Raw genomic sequence first — 16,400 nt, 5'->3', positions numbered from 1 at the left:
GCGACGGTGTCCGCCCTGCCGAATGGATAGGTGACGGGGCTCACGATAACGTAGACATAAGTCGAAAGAAGATCGGAAGAAAACACCATGAGCAATCCTGCAGACAACAACGATGTTGTCATTCTCGCCGCAGCCCGCACCCCCCAGGGGCGCCTGAACGGGCAGCTGGCCAGCTTCACCGCCGTCGAGCTCGGCACCCACGCCATCCGCGCGGCCCTGGCCGCCAGCGGCGTCAAGGCCGACCAGGTGGACAGCGTGATCATCGGCCAGGTCCTGCAGGCCGGCGCGGGCCAGAACCCTGCGCGCCAGAGCGCCATCGGCGCCGGCATCGGCTGGAACGTGCCGACGGTGACCATCAACAAGGTCTGCCTCTCGGGCCTCACCGCCGTGATCGACGCCGCCCGGATGATCCGCAGCGGGGACGCCACGGTGGTGGTCGCCGGCGGCCAGGAGTCCATGACCCGCGCACCTCACGTGCTGCCCGGTTCCCGGCAGGGCTGGGCGTACGGCACGGTCCAGGCCCTGGACGTGGCCGCGCACGACGGCCTGACCGACGCCTTCGACGGGCAGTCCATGGGACTGTCGACCGAGAGCAAGAACCTGACCCTCGGCATTGACCGGGCCTCCCAGGACGAGGTGGCGGCCCAGTCGCACCAGCGTGCCGCCCGGGCCGCGAAGGACGGCGTCTTCGACGGCGAGATCGCCCCGATGAGCGTCAAGCAGCGCAAGGGCGATCCGATCGCCGTCACCTCCGACGAGGGCATCCGGCCCGACACGACCGTCGAGTCGCTGTCCGGCCTGCGCGCGGCGTTCGTCACTGACGGAACCATCACCGCCGGCAACTCCTCTCCCCTGTCCGACGGCGCTGCCGCCCTGGTGCTGAGCAGCCGGAAGTTCGCCGAGGACAACGGCCTCGAGTATCTCGCGGTGGTCGGCAAGCCGGGCCAGGTCGCCGGTCCGGACAACTCGCTGCATTCCCAGCCGTCGAACGCCATCAAGAACGCCCTGGACAAAGCCGGCTGGTCCGCCGCGGACCTCGACTTCATCGAAATCAACGAGGCTTTCGGTTCCGTCGCGGTGCAGTCCCTGAAGGACCTCAACTATCCGCTGGAGCAGTGCAACATCCATGGCGGGGCCATCGCCCTGGGCCACCCGATCGGGGCCTCCGGGGCCCGGCTGGCCCTGCACGCAGCCCACGAACTCAAGCGCCGGGGTACCGGCAAGGCGGCCGTGTCCCTGTGCGGCGGCGGCGGCCAGGGCGAAGCGCTGCTGCTGTACCGCGACTAAGACCGGTAACCGGCGGGCCGGGCGGGCCCGGACCACAGGGCGGCCGGGCGGACCGGAAACAGCCGCCAGGAGTCAGGAAGGTTTGACGCGATGCCAGAGCAGAAAACAACCAGCGGCCGCGAACGGTTCCTCGCCGACGCCGCGGCGCGGGGGCTGGACGTGGAGATCGTCGAACGCCTCGCCGCCCGCAGCCTTGAGGAGGCGGCCGGTATCCTCGGGATCCGGCCCGCGGATATCGTGAAGTCGCTCGTGGTCAAGCACAAGGACGGCAGTTTCCTGTTCGCGCTGGTCCCCGGAGACCGGCAGATTTCCTGGCCCAAGCTGCGGGCGCTGCTGGGCGTCAACAAACTCTCGCTGCCGGCGGCGGATACGGCTTTCGAGGCCACCGGGTACGAGCGCGGGACCATCACACCGCTCGGCAGCATCCGCCCCTGGCCCGTCTACGCCGACCAGACCATCACGGGCCGGCGGATCTCCATGGGCGCAGGGGAACATGGCTACAGCGCGTTCGTGGACGCGGATGCCCTGACGGCGGCGCTGGGCGCCGTCGTCGCCGACATCACTGAACCCAACTAGCGCGCCCGGGTTAACAACAACGCGGGGTCAGTTCGGGCCCATCCGGACGGTCGGGATGGGCCGGAAGTGACCCCGCGTTGCTGTTTGACCGGGCGTCAGGCCGTAACCGAGAGGGGTGCCCCGTTGACGGTGAGGCGCCAGTTGGCCTGGCTGAACACGGCAACGTCCAAGGTCCCGCGGTCCACGACGTAGTCGATGATGCGCTGCCGGATCTCCTGCTGGCTGTTGGACAGCACGGGCGCGCTCTTCACGGCCGGGAAGTTGCCGCCCCCGCTCTGCCGGTAGTTGTTGATGGCCAGCGCGAATTCCTGCTCGAGCCGCAGCGGCTCGCCACCGTAGGTCAGCTTGACGATCCGGTCCCCTGCCGGCCGGGCGAGGTCGATCTCGTAGTTCAGCGGCGCGTCCAGGCCGTAGACAACGTCGTAGTTGTAGTCCGGCGTGCCGTTCGGTGCCGTGGCGGTCACGGCATTGGTGACGTCCTGGGCCCTGGCTGTGGTAGCGGTCACCGGTTTGAAGTACTGGGCGGACCACTCCAGGTATGCCTTGACCTGCGCGCCCGTGACCTTGACGGAGAGCAGCGTGTTGTCGAAGATGTACAGCCCTGCGACGTCGCGGATGGTCAGCGGCCCGGCCTTGACATCCACAGCACGGGAGAAGGCCGCGGCAATGGACAGCACGGGCAGCCCGGCCGCGGGACCGTTGGCCAGCTCAGCCTTGACGGTGCTCGCCTGGACATAGTTGATGGCGTCGATCGCTGCGGAGTCCTCCCAGCAGGCGGTGGCCGTGCTGAGCGGTGCCGTGGAGGTTCCGATGACCTCATTGACGTAGTTCACCGTGGCCTCATGCCCGGCCTGCACGGCCCGGACGACGGCGGGATCCGGGTTCACCGTCTTGGCGTCCAGCAAGTGCGCATGCGCCGACGTGACGGCCCACCGCCCCTGCACCTTGGCGAGCTCGAGGTCCATGACAGATACCCGCATGCCCCACTTGAGCGGCTCGGTCAGGAGCACCTGCTTGCCGGTGGCCTTGTTGGTGACGAAACGCTCGGGGATCTCCAGGTGTGCGTGCCCGACCAGGATGGCGTCAATGCCGGGCACTTCCTCCGCCAGCTGGGTGGAGGCGTTCTCCGGGAACGGCAGGGCGTCGCCGTAGGAAGACCCCGGAGTCGCCCCGGAATGGCTCGTGACAATGACGATGTCCGCGCCGGCGGCCTTCACCTGCGGAATGACAGCTTTGGCCTCTTCGACGATGCCGTTGAAATCGAGCCTGCCTTGGACGTTGTCGCGGTCCCAGAGGGCGCAGCCGGGCGTCACGAACCCGACCAGGCCCACCGTCACCCAGCCGTTGTCCGTCTTGACCCGCTTCAGGACGTACGGCGTGAAGGCGCGCTGGCCCGAGACGGCGTCGTGCACGTTGGCGCCCAGGAGCGGAAAGTCCAGCTGCTTCTCCCAGGTGCGCAGCAGTGGAATGCCGTAGTTGAACTCGTGGTTTCCCAGCCCCGCGGCGTCATAGCCGATCGCGTTCATGGCCAGCGCCATGGGGTGTTTCACGGTGGCCGAGATGGGCTGGATTTTGGCGAAGTAGTAGGCCAGGGGCGTGCCCTGGATGGTGTCCCCGGCGTCGATGGTCAAGGTGTTCGCCGCTCCGCGCTCGGCCCGCATTGCGTTGATCAGGGTGGCAGCCTGGGCAATCCCGATCTTGTTCCCGACGGCGTCGGCATAGGGCACGTTCTTGAAGTAGTCCCAGTTGAAGACGTTGTTGTGCAGATCTGTGGTGCCGAGCACTGTCAGCGTGAAGTGCGCCTTGCCGTCCGGCCCGCCCGTGGCCGCCCGTTCGCCAGAGGCTTGGGCTGCGGGGGCTCCCGCCAGTGCGGCTGCGGCAGCGCTGCCGCCGACGAGGGCGGCTGTGAGCATCGCGCGGCGGGAGGGTGCATCGTGTGGGTTCGGCATGGTGGGTGAACTCCTGAACGTAGGGGGCCGGTGGGCACAAATCCACAGTCTAGGGGCGGCTTTACAACTGCGACAGGGGTATCAGAAAAACTTTGCCAAATCCTTGGACGCCGTTCATCCCGGGCGACGGGAGCGCTCCAGCCAGCGTGGATTCCGGTCCGGGAACGCAGGAAACCCCGCCCACTGAGTGGACGGGGTTTCCTTTGAGCAGTGCGGACCGCGATGGATCCGGACGGCGGGTGTTACTTGAGGGTAACGCGGGCGCCAGCTTCTTCGAGCTGAGCCTTTGCCTTCTCGGCAGCTTCCTTGGTGGCGCCTTCGAGAACAGCCTTGGGTGCGCTGTCAACCAGGTCCTTGGCTTCCTTGAGGCCCAGGGAGGTGATGGCGCGAACTTCCTTGATCACTGCGATCTTCTTGTCGCCAGCAGCTTCGAGGATGACGTCGAAGTCAGTCTTCTCTTCAGCTTCTTCTGCAGCAGCGGCGGGGCCGGCAACGGCAACGGCAGCAGCAGTAACTTCGAAGGTCTCTTCGAAGAGCTTGACGAACTCGGAGAGCTCGATGATGGTCAGTTCCTTGAAAGCTTCAATGAGCTCTTCGTTGGTGAGCTTCGCCATGGTGTGGCGTCCTTCCTATAGTGGTGCGCGGCGGCCCTGAGGCTCGCTGTCGCACCGGAGTCTTATGGAGAAGAGGACTAGTTCTCTTCGGGGGCTGCGGCTTCGGCCGGTGCTTCGGCCTCGGCTGCTGCATCTGCTGCGGGAGCTTCTTCAGCGGCGGGTGCTTCGGCTGCTGCCGGTGCACCGTTCTCTTCTTCAAGCTTGAGGCGCAGTGCGTCGATGATGCGTACAGCGGCGGCAGCAGGAGCCTTGAGGATCCCTGCAACCTTGGCGAGCTGCAGCTCACGGGACTCGAGTGCTGCCAGGGCAGCAACTTCGCTGGCGTTCAGTGCCTTGCCCTCGAAGTAACCGGTCTTGATGACCAGCTGCTTGTTGGCCTTGGCAAAATCCGTCAGGCTCTTGGCAGCTGCAACTGCGTCACCCTTGATGAACGCGATTGCAGTGGGGCCGGCGAGCTGACCGTCGAATGCTTCGACACCAGCTTCCTTGGCTGCAATGGCGGTCAGGGTGTTCTTGACGACCGAGAACTTGGTTTCCTGGCCGAGAGAGACACGCAGCTGCTTGAGCTGTGCAACGGTGAGCCCGCGGTATTCGGTCAGGACAGCGGCGTTCGATTCCTTGAAATCGTTAGTGATCTCAGCTACTGCTGAAACCTTGCTAGGCGTTGCCATAACCCTCCTTCCGGGGATAGTGCCGGTATGTCCGGGTCCCCGCTCAAAAGAGCTAAAAACTAAAAAACGCCCCGCGCAGATGCACGGGGCTTGTCTCGACGCGGTCCATGACCGCGGAGCTTTGCTTCGTTCACCTGCGCCGGCCGCCCTATGTTCAGGGTCCTTCGTCCGGAAATCCACTGCGCTCTCCCGGCGCGACTGCAGAAGTGAGTCTTGCTTGGGAGAGTGGATTTCCAACAACCGACGGTCTTTGGTCCTCCAAGCTTACGGGACACGGCGCGCGTGTTCCAAATCGGGCCCGGCGGGCAGTGCCGGGTGAACAGCCCTCAGCTGACAGCCGGTCCGAAGTTGGGGAGTTCTTTTTGCCAGAGACCCGTCACGCCCGCTGTCGTGAAGCCCAGCTGCTGGTTGACCTTCAGGAGGTAGCGGTTCTCCGGGGCGTTCCACGTGTACAGGACCCGGGCGTCCGGGAACTGTTCGCTGAGCCGTTCCATGTTGGCGACCTTGATCAGCAGCCCGAGCTTGTTGCCGCGGTGTTCCTGCAGCACCACCGTGTCGTCCTGGAAGACGACGTCCGGGCGCAGGGCCAGGACACTGATGGTGGTCAGGCCCACGAGCGTTCCGCTGGCGATGTGCTCGACGGCGGTGACCACCGTCCGGCGGCCCTGGGCTATGGTGACTTCCTCCGCTTCCCGGAGGATGCCGCCGTCGAACACCATTTCCTGGGCATCCGGCCCCGGCACTTCGTCCTCGCCTGCCTGGTTTTCCAGCGCGGCGACGGCCTCGAGCCACTGGTCAGGACACCGGTCCGTCCAGTGGTGCAGACGGTATCGGCCGGCATTGGCTTCCTCGGCCTCGGCCTCCAGATCGGCGACGAGCTTGGTGTCCAGCGGCAACGCACAGGAGCTGAACTGCTCGATGTGCTGCAGGGTGTAGCCGGTATGGCGGGCAAATTCCACGTCACGGCTGCCCAGCGGGACGAACCCGACACCGCTGCCGGGCACGAGCTGTTCGGCCTCCGGGTCCGTCAGGGTTGATCCCGGGTGGTTGGTGTCGATCAGGATCGTGTGGCGGCCCTCGTCCCGGGCGAAATGTTCGGCGGCCGCCAGCAGCTGCCTCCCCACGCCCTGGCGCCGGAATTCCGGCAGGATGTCGAGCGTGAATTCGGCGAGATCGAGGTTGTCCACCAGCGGCAGGGCGATGTCCGCAGTCCCGACAATCACGCCGTCGATCTTGGCGACGAGGATCACCTGGCGTTCGTAGGGGTCCGCCATCTCAAGCAGCTTTTCCTGCGGCGCGTAGGCGAGGTCGTCGGTGCCCCAGGTCTGCATCCGGACCCTGCGCCCCACCTCGATGGCGGCGAGAAAGTCGGCGGCATCGGGCGCGTCAAGGGAATCGGGGATCCACAGCTGCTCAATCCGTACATCGTTTGCCATAGAGGGCATCTTCCCAGCCGTTGTGCCACCCACCATCGGTACGGCCCGGCTCAAACCGGGCTTTCAACCGCCAGCATATGCTGGTTTGGGCCGCTGTTCCATTGGTGACGCCGGGCAGTTTCCGCTCCAGTCTGCGCCCGGCGGCTTCCGCCCCAGCCGGCGCCTGGTCAGTTCCGGATCTCATTGCCGGTGGCTGCGTCCGCGGCGGCAGCGGTCCGCTGCCATTCGCCGTCGTAGCCTGCCGGCTTGAAGCCCAACGCGATGTTGATGCCGAGCATATGGTCGTTTTCGGCGGCGTTGTACGTCAGGACGCGCCGGACCGCTGGGTAGGACTCCCGCAGCAGGCGCAGGTTGCGGATCTTGATGAGCATGCCAAGCCGGTGGCCGCGGTGGCCCACAGCGACGAGGGTATCGTCCTGGTTGGCCAGCCAGGGCTTGTCGGCTGTTGTCTGCAGGACGGTATAGGCGGCCAGTTCGCCGCTGGCCCGGTGCCGTGCCGCCACCACGAGGGAGGACTGGCCGGCGCGCCGCCAGGTGTCCTCGACGTGGCGGACCCGGGCGACGTCCCAGATTTCCGGCTCGTAACTCAGCGCACCGGAGGGGGCATCGGTGCTCATGCGGGACATGAGCACCGCGAGCTGGGCGGCATGTTCCTCCGGGCAGGAATCGGTCCAGTGCAGCAGCTCATAGTCCCCCGCGCGGGCCAGGGCGTCCCGTTCCAGGGCGTCGAGGTCCGCGGCGGGCGGGACGTCGAGCGAACTGAACCGTTCGACCTGCTCCAGGCGGTAGCCGGCTTTTCCGGCGAAACGGACGCCCGGCGCGCCGGCGGGCAGCGCTCCGGTCCCCGTGGCGGGCTTGATGAGGTTGATGCCATCGACGTCGAAATCGGCCGGGTGCTCGGTGAAGGTCTGCAGGATGGTCCTCCCGTCGGCGGCGGCCAGCGCCTCGGCGTGCTCCAGCAGTGCCCGGCCGATCCCCCGCCCGGCGAAGGCATCCAGGACGCTCACGTGCAGCAGCGCACTGCCCAGATTCTCCTGCAGTTCACAGCGGACCCAGGAGTTGGCGGCCATGCGCCCGTCGACGCGGACGAAGAAGAGCCGCAGCCGGGTGTACGCCGTGTCCCGCCAGTACTGCACGCGGGCCGCCGCGGACGATGCCCGGTCCAGGTTGCCCCAAGTCTGCAGGATGAGCTCATCGCAGAGTTCCATGAATTCGAGGAACTCCGCCGTGTCAGCGGCATCGGTGTCGGCGGCATCAAGGCTGGCGGGCAGGGAGAGTTCCTCGATGAGGTACGACGGCGTAGTCACCGGGACAGCCTAACCGGCAAGTCCGGCGGCACCAAGGGTCCCGGATGCCAAACGTTTCGCACGCCACGGGGTCCCGGCGCAGGACGGCAAAAGGCCGCCCCGCAGTTGCGGGACGGCCTTAGGCTGGAACCGGCGACGTCAGCGAAGCCGCAGTTCCGTGGATCCGGTGAGGACTAGACCTCGGTCAGGACCTTGGTGACGTTGGGGTCAACCGAGATGCCCGGGCCGAACGTGGTGGCCACGGTGGCCTTCTGGATGTAGCGGCCCTTGGAAGCGGACGGCTTGAGGCGGAGGACCTCTTCCAGTGCGGCTGCGTAGTTCTCGGCCAGCTTGATGGCGTCGAACGAAACCTTGCCGATGATGAAGTGCAGGTTCGAGTGCTTGTCGACGCGGAAGTCGATCTTGCCGCCCTTGATGTCGTTGACGGCCTTGGCGACGTCAGCGGTCACGGTGCCGGTCTTCGGGTTCGGCATCAGGTTACGCGGACCCAGGACCTTACCGAGGCGGCCAACCTTGCCCATGAGGTCAGGGGTGGCGACGGCGGCGTCGAAGTCGGTCCAGCCGCCTGCGATCTTTTCGATCAGGTCATCGGAACCAACGAAGTCGGCGCCGGCCGCGATTGCGGCCTCAGCCTTGTCGCCCGTTGCGAAGACGAGGACGCGGGCGACCTTACCGGTGCCGTGCGGCAGGTTGACGGTGCCGCGGACCATCTGGTCGGCCTTACGCGGGTCAACGCCGAGGCGGAAAGCGACCTCAACGGTGGCGTCGAACTTGGACGGGTTGGTGTCCTTGGCGAGCGTCACTGCCTCGAACGGCGCGTAGAACTTCTCCGCGTCGATCTTGGCCGCGGCTGCCTCATATGCTTTGCTGCGCTTTGCCATGCTGCTTATTTCTCCTTGTGCAGTTGTGGTCTGCGGACCGCGCTGGGCCCTGCCACAGGCGGCATTCCGGCTGGTGTATCCGTTCCGGAATTCCGCTCTTCATTGTTTAGGTGGTGCCGGCTGGCCGGCGGTGCTGACGGCGTCGTGACCGGTTTCCCGATCCCGGCGCATCAGCGGTGGGGAATTAACCCTCGACGGTGATACCCATGGAGCGGGCGGTGCCGGCGATGATCTTCGCTGCGCCTTCGAGGCTGGTGGCGTTGAGGTCTTCCATCTTGGTGGTGGCGATCTCGTTGACCTGGGCCTGGGTCAGCTTGGCAACCTTGACGGTGTGCGGGGTAGCCGAACCCTTGGCGACGCCTGCAGCCTTTTTGATGAGCTCTGCAGCCGGCGGGGTCTTGGTGATGAACGTGAAGGAACGGTCCTCGTAGACCGTGATTTCCACGGGGATAACGTTGCCGCGCTGGGCTTCCGTCGCAGCGTTGTACGCCTTGCAGAATTCCATGATGTTGACACCGTGCTGGCCGAGCGCAGGACCGATCGGCGGGGCCGGGTTAGCGGCACCTGCCTGGATCTGCAGCTTGATGAGGCCGGTGACCTTCTTCTTGGGAGCCAATGTAGGTCCTTCTCTCAAATACGTCCTGGGGCACAGGAGCGTGCCTCAGGTTGGTGGCCGCCATGGCAAGGCGGCCGGCCGCTCCGTGGCTGCTAAGCGGGCAGCCCGGGGCGAATTCTTAGGGAAAAGCTAGATCTTGCTGACCTGGTTGAACGCCAGGGTGACCGGAGTCTCGCGCTCGAAGATGGACACCAGCACCACGAGGGTCTGGGAATCGATCTTGATCTCGGAGATCGTGGCGGGGAGGGTCTCGAACGGGCCTTCCTTGACGATGACCGACTCGCCAACCTCGAAGTCGACGTCGACCTGGGCGGCGGCGTGCTTGACCGGCTTGCCCTTCTCGGCCTGCTCTTCTTCGAAGACCGGCGCGAGCATGGAGAAGACCTCATCGAGGCGCAGCGGGACCGGGTTGTGGGCGTTGCCCACGAAGCCGGTGACACCGGGGGTGTGGCGGACGGCACCCCAGGAAGCGTCGGTCAGGTCCATGCGGACCAGGACATAACCGGGGATGCGGACACGGTTGATGACCTTGCGCTGAGCGTTCTTGATCTCAACGACTTCCTCCATCGGAACCTGGATTTCGAAGATGTAATCTTCCATGTCCAGGGTCTGGATGCGGGTCTCAAGGTTGGCCTTGACGCGGTTCTCGTAGCCTGCGTAGGAGTGAATGACGTACCAGTCACCCTCCTGGCGGCGCAGCTTGGCTTTGAACTCGTCCGCGGGGTCGACGTCGGCCTTGGCGGCCGCCGCTGCCAGCACGTCGGCGTCAGCCTCATCAGCGTCGGTGTCGTCGGCCTCATCAGCGTCGGTGTCGTCGGCGTCGGCTGCAACTGCTGCCTCTGCGTCGTCTGCCGCTTCTGCTTCCGTGGCTACGGCCTCGTCAGTGACGTCGGATTCGGGCGCAGCAGACACAGCCTCGGACTCTTCCGCGGCTTCCACCGCGGCGTCCTGGCTCTTATCCAGCTCAGTCTCAGTTACCTCGAGCTCCTGCTCAGACACTTGGTCTCCTGCTTCCTCATTGCCTAACATGCCTATTTAAATGACTCAATTCCGCACACCCCGCGGAATCTCCGGTTTCCCGGGGCATCCACGCAGTCTGCGGACCGGTCGCCTTAGCTGTCCGTGGGGCCGCTGCCGCCGAAGACCCAGCTGACCGCGGTCCCAAAGGCCAGGTCCAGCAAGGTGACGATCACCATCATGATGGTCACGAACACCAGTACCACGAGTGTGTAGTTGATCAGTTCTTTACGGGTCGGTGCGACGACCTTCTTCAGTTCGCCAATGACCTGGCGGATGAAGATCGCGATACGAGCGAAGAAGCCGGGCTTGGCGGCATTCTTGGCGGGGCGGCCTTTGGAGCTGCTGGCAGCTGTTTCGGTCACCTGGTCCTCACTCATCCTCGCAATGATCGGATACCCGGCTCTGAACTGAACCATGGTTGCTGCGCTGGTTCCGGATAATCCGGAACAGCATGCGCAGGGCAGACAGGACTCGAACCTGCAACCTGCGGTTTTGGAGACCGCTGCGCTACCAATTGCGCCACTACCCTTCGGGGAGAAAAACCGCTCCGGCCGATGCGTCCCACAGGCTTCCCTGAGGCGCAGGCCATCATCGTGTTTTCAACACCGGAGAACCAGTCTACGCAACAACTGCGTCTACGTCGAACCGGCCCTCTTCGGACCCCTGCGTGCCTGCGAAAACCAACTGACAGCCGTCAGTCACATTCGGGTTCAGGCACCCCGGGGGATCCGCTGAACAGCATAGAGTAGATTTCGTCGAATCCCACATCCAGCCTTCCAGCTGCCAGCGAAGAACGGACCCGCCCATGTCTGCTGCCCGCATTTCCCAGCGCATTTCCGCCATAGCCGAATCCGCCACTCTGGCCGTCGATGCCAAGGCGAAGGCGCTGAAGGCAGCCGGCCGTCCGGTTATTGGCTTCGGAGCCGGGGAACCCGACTTCTCGACCCCCGGCTACATTGTGCAGGCCGCCATCGAGGCCGCCAGCCAGCCGAAATACCACCGCTACTCCCCCGCCGGCGGGCTCCCCGAACTGAAGCAGGCCATCGCGGACAAGACCTTCCGGGATTCCGGCTACCAGGCGGCGGCGTCCCAGGTGCTGGTGACCAACGGCGGCAAGCAGGCCGTCTACAACACCTTCGCCACCCTGCTGGATCCGGGCGACGAGGTCATTGTTCCGACCCCGTTTTGGACCACATACCCGGAGGCCATCCGGCTGGCCGGCGGCGTGCCGGTAGAGGTCTTCGCGGGCCCGGAGCAGGGCTACCTGGTCACCGTGGATCAGCTGGAAGCGGCCCTCACCGAGCGCACCAAGATCCTGCTCTTCGTCTCCCCTTCCAACCCCACCGGCGCCGTGTACTCGCCGGAGCAGGTCAAGGAGATCGGCCAGTGGGCAGCGTCCAAGGGCCTGTGGGTTGTCACCGACGAGATCTACGAACACCTGACCTACGACGGCGTGCCGTTCACCTCGATCGCCACCGCCGTGCCCGAGCTCGGCGACAAGGTGGTCATCCTCAACGGCGTCGCGAAGACCTATGCCATGACCGGCTGGCGTGTGGGCTGGATGATCGGGCCCGCGGACGTCATCAAGGCCGCCACCAACCTGCAGTCGCACGCGACGTCGAACGTCTCCAACATCCCCCAAGTCGCCGCCCTCGCGGCCGTGTCCGGGCCGCTGACCGCCGTCGATGAGATGAAGGTGGCCTTTGACCGCCGCCGCAAGGCGATCGTCGCGGGCCTGAACGCGATTGACGGCGTTGACTGCCCGACGCCGAAGGGCGCGTTCTACGTGTACGCGGACGTCCGCGCGCTGCTGGGCAAGGAGTTCCCGTCTGCGAACGGCCCGGTGCGGCCGGCCACCTCTGCCGAACTCGCGGCGCTGATCCTGGACGAGGTCGAGGTGGCCGTGGTTCCCGGCGAGGCGTTCGGCCCGTCCGGCTACCTGCGCCTGTCCTATGCACTCGGCGACGACGACCTGGCCACGGGCGTCGCCCGCCTGCAGGACTTCCTCGGCAAGGCCAACTAGTAACCCACCAAACGCTCCCGCAGGTCCTGCACCATTCCTACTGACGCTCCCGCAGGTCCTGCACCATACCTACAGACGCTCCCGCAGAACCCGACGAGCGTCCGCCGCATGTACCGCCCGACCTGCGGGAGCGTCCGGGTTTTAGGCGCCGGACGTGCGGGAGCGTCCGGGTCCTAGGCGCCGGACGTGCGGGAGCGTTTGTCGTTACAGGAGCCGGCGCTCGGCGGCCCAGCGGGTCAGCTCGTGGCGGCTGGAGAGCTGGAGCTTGCGCAGCACGGCCGAGACGTGGGTTTCAACGGTCTTGATCGAGATGAACAGTTCTTTGGCCACCTCCTTATAGCTGTAGCCGCGGGCGATAAGGCGCATCACTTCGAGCTCCCGCGCCGAGAGTTTGTCGAGCTCGTCGTCGGCGATGTCCGCGGGGGCCGTGCCGAACGCGTCCAGGACGAAGCCCGCCAGCCGGGGTGAGAAGACGGCGTCGCCGCCGGCCACGCGGCGGACGGCGCCGCTGATCTCCGCGCCGGAAATGGTCTTGGTGACATAGCCGCGCGCGCCGGCCCGGATCACGGACACCACATCTTCTGCCGCGTCGGAGACGCTCAGCGCCAGGAACCGCGTGGTGCCCAGCAGGGGCGCCGAGCCGGCCAGGACCTCGCGTCCGCCGCCACCCCGGCCGCCGGGAAGATGAACGTCAAGGAGCACGACGTCGGGGCGCTGGACTGCGATGACGGCGATTGCCTCCTCCACCGTTCCGGCCTCCCCCGCGACGACGATGTCCGGGTCCAGGTCCGCCTTCAACCCGGAGCGGAAGATGGCGTGGTCGTCCACGATCACCACGCGAATCGGTGCGGGGTTTCCTGATGCTGATGCTGGGCTGGTCACGGTTTGGCCTCTCCGTTGGCGTTGTTGGCGGCGGCCGAGGCAGTTCCGGCAGAGGCGGCGGCGACGGGCAGCCGGAGCCGCACTTCGGTGCCGTCCGGGCTGCTGGTGATCGCGGCGGTGCCGCCGTGGCGGTTCATCCGGCCGATGATCGATTCCCTGACGCCGAGCCGGTCCGGGGGAACGGAATCCGGATCGAAGCCCGGGCCCCTGTCCTTGACGAAAACTTCCGCGGCGGCGTCGGTGACTTCCAGGTAGACGGACACGGCGCCGCCGCCGTGCCGGGCGGCGTTCAGCATGGCCTCTCGGGATGCCTGGACGAGGGCCTCGTGGCGTTGGGTCATGGCGCAGTCCCCCACGCTGACCACCTCGACGGCGTTCCCCAGGGCGTCCTCGACCTCGGCTGCGGCGGCCTTGATGCCGTCGGACAGCTGACCGGATTCCTTGTCGGCGTCCCGGTACAGCCAGCCACGCAGCTCGCGCTCCTGCGCGCGGGCCAGCCTGATGACATCGTGCTCGTTGCCGGCCCGGCGTTGGATCAGGGCGAGGGTCTGCAGCACGGAGTCATGGAGGTGGGCGGCGATCTCGGCACGCTCGGTGGCGCGGACCCGCCCCGCGCGCTCTGTTTCCAGGTCGCGCCAGAACTTCAGCCCCCATGGCAGAAGCACCAGGGCCACGCCGCCGAGCACGGCCACCGAGGCCAGGAGGGCGAGCCAGGTCTGTTCCCAGGACCCCGAGCCGGACACCATGACCAGCACGCCGGCCACGACGAGGGCGAGCCCGGCCGCGAGGCGGGCCCAGCCGCCGGCCTGGTCCGCTTTGGTCTTGTCCACGAGCCCCGCCCGGCGGGTCTCGTCCAGTTGCATCCAGGCGATCGCGGCACCGCCCAGGATCGCCGCGACCGGGATCAGGGTACCCAGCGGCACGTCGACCCCCAGGAGCCGGGCGATCAGGATCCCGGCGGCCAGCAACAGGCCCGCGCCCAGCAGGATCTCCTTGCCGAAGGGCATGCCGGAAACTTTGGACCGCCAGGACCCCGGCGCCGCCGTCGTTGGCGTTCCACTGCTTCCGGGGGCTCCAGGCATGCCGGGGGCGTCGGGCAGGTTTGCCACGCCTGGGGTGTCCGGGAAGCTCACTGCCGGAGCGATGGGCGACGCCGGGCGGCGGGCGTTGCGCCGGGCGTTTTCATCCGCAGTGGGGACCATGATCCAAAGCCAGGCGTAGAAGGCCACCCCGGCCCCGCCGGCGAGCGCAGCCACTGCCATGCCGATCCTGACCATGCGCACCGGCCAGCCCAGGTGGTTGGCGAGGCCCGCGCACACGCCGGCAATCACGCGGTCGCTGCTGCGGACCAGCGGCGGGCGGGCGGGCGCGGTTGTCATGCCTCAATCCAAGCACGGATCGGGGTTTCCCGGACGCGTTTGAGGGCCCAACCGGGGGCCACTCAGGGACCGTTCAGGGTGTTCCCCAGTAGAGGCCGGCGCCGGGAACGGGAAGGATCGAAGTATGAACCCGCACACTCCGCACCCCGATGAAGGCCCGGCCTCCGCAGACCGGCCGGCCACGGATCGATCCCACCCCGAACTTCCAGAATCGGAACTTCCAGAACCGGAACCTCCCGCCACGGATCTTCCGCACACTGAGCGTTCCGTCACGGACCTTCCGCATACGGAACGTCCCGACCCCGAACTTCCAGGCACGGGCCAGCCCGCTCCGGCCTTCTCCGGGCCGGGCGGCGCGCCGCCGGAGCCGCCGCGGCTTTACCCGCCCGGCGACCCGAATGGGCCGTTGCCCGGCCGGCAAACCCAGAATTTCTTCGACTGGATCCGCAGCCAGGGTATTTACCGCGGACGCGACCGCTGGATCGGCGGCGTGGCCAGCGGCATAGCCCACCGGCTCGGCGTCGATCCGCTGATTATCCGCGGCGTCCTGATCGTCCTGACCGTCTTCGCCGGAATTGGCGTTCTCGCCTACGGCCTGGCCTGGGCGTTGCTGCCCGAACCCGACGGCCGCATTCACGTCCAGGAGGCCGCCGCAGGGCGGTGGACAGCCGGCATGACCGGCGCGCTCATCACCTCGGTCATCGGTTTCCCCAGCCTGGGCACCGGGGTCTGGGGCTGGGACCGCTTCGGCTTCGGCGCCTTCGTCTGGACCGTCTTCTGGGTGGGCGGTGCCATCTACCTCGTCTACTACCTGACCCAACGCAACAAGATCCGGGACGGAGCCACTGGCATGCCTTCGCGTTACGACTCAGGCAGCCCGGCCGGCGCCGCGGCTTTTGCAGCTGGCCCCCGCACCGCCGCCGGGCCGCAATCAGCAGGCAGCTTCCCGCAGGGCGGCGGCCGGACGTATGGCGACCCGGCTGACAGCTCTCGAGTCACCGGCACCGGCCCGGGCTGGGGTCCGCCTCCGCCGTCGGGACCCATTGCGTCCGGCCCCGTCCCGCCCGGTCCTGTTCCCCCAGGCGGCTACGGACCGGGGTCCGGCGCCACACCGCCTGCACCGGCCGCGCGCAACCTTGGCCCGGGCGCTCCGGCGGTCGCCATCACCGTCGGCTCCGCCCTCCTGGTGGGCGGGGGCATCAAGGCCCTCGACGCCGCCAACGTGATCGATCTCGGCGATGCCGGCAACGCGCTGGTCTGGGCCTTCGGCGCGGCCATCCTGGGCCTCGGGATCCTGTTCGCAGGGCTGCGGGGCCGGACCTCCGGGATCCTGGGCTTCTTCGCGGTCGTGGCCCTGCTGATCGGCGCCATCTTCAGCGTGGTCCCGCACGGGGACCGGTTCCGCTTCCAGAACGCCGACTGGACGCCGGCGAGCATTCAGCAGGCCCAAGGCGGCTTCGAGATCACCGGCGGCGCCGGAACCGCGGACCTGACCAAGCTGGCGCTGAATCCGCCCCTGGGCTCCGACGTCGTAGTTCCGATCGACGCGACGGCCAGCAACCTCACCGTCGTCATCCCCGCCACCGTTCCGGTGCACATCCAGGCGGACATGACCATGGGCAACCTCCACGACGGCAACCAGGACCGCGGCGGCATGACGACGCAGCAAAGCGACTACAACACCGCGAAACCGGGCGCCCGGCTGGTCCTGGAGATCTCCGGCACCGTCAGCAACGTGACCATCAAGGAAGGCAACTGA

At 66.9% G+C, this 16,400-nt stretch carries 15 protein-coding genes and 1 tRNA gene; 4 read left to right on the top strand and 12 right to left on the bottom strand.

Annotated elements, in window-relative coordinates; all coding sequences use genetic code 11:
* The first annotated feature begins 87 nt into the window (after positions 1-87).
* The gene (locus AC1DFR_RS06380) at positions 88-1,287 is read left to right on the top strand and encodes an acetyl-CoA C-acetyltransferase (RefSeq protein ID WP_476872994.1); all 1,200 of its coding nucleotides are present in this window, start codon (positions 88-90) and stop codon (positions 1,285-1,287) included.
* Positions 1,288-1,377: 90 nt separating this feature from the next.
* Positions 1,378-1,863 carry an aminoacyl-tRNA deacylase gene (locus AC1DFR_RS06375; protein WP_223913811.1) on the top strand — a complete coding sequence of 162 codons (486 nt, stop codon included), beginning with the start codon at positions 1,378-1,380 and terminating at the stop codon, positions 1,861-1,863.
* 95 nt (positions 1,864-1,958) lie between these two features.
* Here the strand turns inward: AC1DFR_RS06375 and AC1DFR_RS06370 are convergent, their stop codons facing one another.
* The 10 genes from AC1DFR_RS06370 to AC1DFR_RS06325 all read right to left on the bottom strand — a co-directional run bounded on the left by AC1DFR_RS06370 (position 1,959) and on the right by AC1DFR_RS06325 (position 10,886).
* Positions 1,959-3,812, bottom strand: a complete 1,854-nt coding sequence (locus tag AC1DFR_RS06370; protein WP_476872993.1) for a bifunctional metallophosphatase/5'-nucleotidase — start codon at positions 3,810-3,812, stop codon at positions 1,959-1,961.
* Between the two features lie 242 nt (positions 3,813-4,054).
* Positions 4,055-4,426, bottom strand: a complete 372-nt coding sequence (gene rplL, locus AC1DFR_RS06365; protein WP_028276543.1) for a 50S ribosomal protein L7/L12 — start codon at positions 4,424-4,426, stop codon at positions 4,055-4,057.
* A 77-nt stretch (positions 4,427-4,503) separates the two neighbouring features.
* Positions 4,504-5,097: a 50S ribosomal protein L10 gene (gene rplJ, locus AC1DFR_RS06360; protein ID WP_028276542.1), complete on the bottom strand. Its 594-nt coding sequence runs from the start codon at positions 5,095-5,097 to the stop codon at positions 4,504-4,506.
* Positions 5,098-5,423: 326 nt separating this feature from the next.
* The gene (locus AC1DFR_RS06355) at positions 5,424-6,533 is read right to left on the bottom strand and encodes a GNAT family N-acetyltransferase (RefSeq protein WP_028276541.1); all 1,110 of its coding nucleotides are present in this window, start codon (positions 6,531-6,533) and stop codon (positions 5,424-5,426) included.
* 167 nt (positions 6,534-6,700) lie between these two features.
* On the bottom strand, positions 6,701-7,840 hold the full coding sequence (locus AC1DFR_RS06350) for a GNAT family N-acetyltransferase (protein WP_476872992.1): 1,140 nt from the start codon (positions 7,838-7,840) through the stop codon (positions 6,701-6,703).
* Between the two features lie 173 nt (positions 7,841-8,013).
* Positions 8,014-8,721 carry a 50S ribosomal protein L1 gene (gene rplA, locus AC1DFR_RS06345; protein WP_018773648.1) on the bottom strand — a complete coding sequence of 236 codons (708 nt, stop codon included), beginning with the start codon at positions 8,719-8,721 and terminating at the stop codon, positions 8,014-8,016.
* Positions 8,722-8,905: 184 nt separating this feature from the next.
* A complete protein-coding gene (rplK, locus tag AC1DFR_RS06340) occupies positions 8,906-9,337 on the bottom strand; it encodes a 50S ribosomal protein L11 (protein WP_018773647.1) in 432 nt (143 codons plus the stop codon).
* A gap of 129 nt (positions 9,338-9,466) precedes the next feature.
* Positions 9,467-10,336, bottom strand: coding sequence for a transcription termination/antitermination protein NusG (gene nusG / locus AC1DFR_RS06335; RefSeq protein WP_476872991.1), 870 nt, complete (start codon positions 10,334-10,336; stop codon positions 9,467-9,469).
* 113 nt (positions 10,337-10,449) lie between these two features.
* Positions 10,450-10,734 (bottom strand): preprotein translocase subunit SecE, encoded by a 285-nt coding sequence (gene secE / locus AC1DFR_RS06330; protein WP_028276538.1) that lies wholly within the window; start codon positions 10,732-10,734, stop codon positions 10,450-10,452.
* 79 nt (positions 10,735-10,813) lie between these two features.
* Positions 10,814-10,886 (bottom strand) — tRNA-Trp (locus tag AC1DFR_RS06325).
* Positions 10,887-11,162: 276 nt separating this feature from the next.
* On the opposite strand from AC1DFR_RS06325, the gene AC1DFR_RS06320 reads away from it, so the two are divergent.
* On the top strand, positions 11,163-12,380 hold the full coding sequence (locus tag AC1DFR_RS06320; RefSeq protein ID WP_476872990.1) for a pyridoxal phosphate-dependent aminotransferase: 1,218 nt from the start codon (positions 11,163-11,165) through the stop codon (positions 12,378-12,380).
* A gap of 204 nt (positions 12,381-12,584) precedes the next feature.
* Here the strand turns inward: AC1DFR_RS06320 and AC1DFR_RS06315 are convergent, their stop codons facing one another.
* Both AC1DFR_RS06315 and AC1DFR_RS06310 read right to left on the bottom strand, forming a co-directional pair.
* Positions 12,585-13,262: a LuxR C-terminal-related transcriptional regulator gene (locus tag AC1DFR_RS06315; protein WP_476872989.1), complete on the bottom strand. Its 678-nt coding sequence runs from the start codon at positions 13,260-13,262 to the stop codon at positions 12,585-12,587.
* The gene (locus AC1DFR_RS06310; protein ID WP_476872988.1) at positions 13,259-14,641 is read right to left on the bottom strand and encodes an ATP-binding protein; all 1,383 of its coding nucleotides are present in this window, start codon (positions 14,639-14,641) and stop codon (positions 13,259-13,261) included. Before AC1DFR_RS06310 ends, AC1DFR_RS06315 begins: the two co-directional genes overlap by 4 nt.
* A gap of 124 nt (positions 14,642-14,765) precedes the next feature.
* Between AC1DFR_RS06310 and AC1DFR_RS06305 the strand changes: the two genes are divergently transcribed.
* Positions 14,766-16,400, top strand: a complete 1,635-nt coding sequence (locus AC1DFR_RS06305) for a PspC domain-containing protein (protein ID WP_476872987.1) — start codon at positions 14,766-14,768, stop codon at positions 16,398-16,400.

The organism is Arthrobacter sp. 05T410 (assembly GCF_056396505.1).
The sequence above is the reverse complement of the archived record's forward strand: the minus strand, read 5'-3'. Positions and strand labels throughout refer to the sequence as shown.